This window comes from Lactobacillus sp. HMSC08B12 (assembly GCF_001808415.1).
In the GTDB taxonomy this organism is placed as follows: Bacteria; Bacillota; Bacilli; order Lactobacillales; family Lactobacillaceae; genus Lactobacillus; species Lactobacillus delbrueckii.
The window spans coordinates 1-553 of record NZ_KV793198.1; the positions used below are offsets into that span (position 1 = coordinate 1).

Below are 553 nucleotides of genomic sequence, written 5' to 3' on the forward strand. Positions count from 1 at the left end.
GAAGAGAAACGACGTTGTCATCATCAAGGCGCCGGACCAGGCAAACGCCATGTATATCAAGCGGGTGATCGGCCTGCCAGGTGACACGGTTCAGTCAAAGAACGACGCCCTCTACATCAACGGCAAGAAGACGGCCCAGCCATACTTGAACAACAAGTACAAGAAGGCTGACCGTTTAGCCGGGGTCAACTACACGAGCAACTTCAAGATCAAGCTGAAGAAGAACCAATACTGGGTCATGGGTGACCACCGGGACGTTTCAAAGGACTCCCGCTACTTCGGCCCAATCAAGCGGAGCAAGATCTTAAGCAAGGCGGTTCTGCGCTACTGGCCAGTTACCCAGATCGGCACCAACTTTTATTAATAAGCAGTAAAGGGATAAAAATTAGTATACAGAGAACCAAAAGAGTATAGAAAATGACAAACAAGAATAAAAAGCAAGCGCCTAAAGAAGAGAGTTGGGGCAAGTTTTTCCGGGACGTCTTAGTCATGTTCCTGGTCTTCGTCTCAATCTATTATGTGGTCTTCTCCTTCTTCTTAGCCAATGAAGTGG

General features: G+C 47.7%; 1 protein-coding gene. It reads left to right on the forward strand.

Annotated elements, in window-relative coordinates:
• Positions 1-364, forward strand: a 364-nt coding sequence (gene lepB / locus HMPREF3168_RS08115; protein WP_070489540.1) for a signal peptidase I, incomplete at its 5' end; no start/stop codon positions are given.
• Between the last annotated feature and the right edge of the window lie 189 nt (positions 365-553).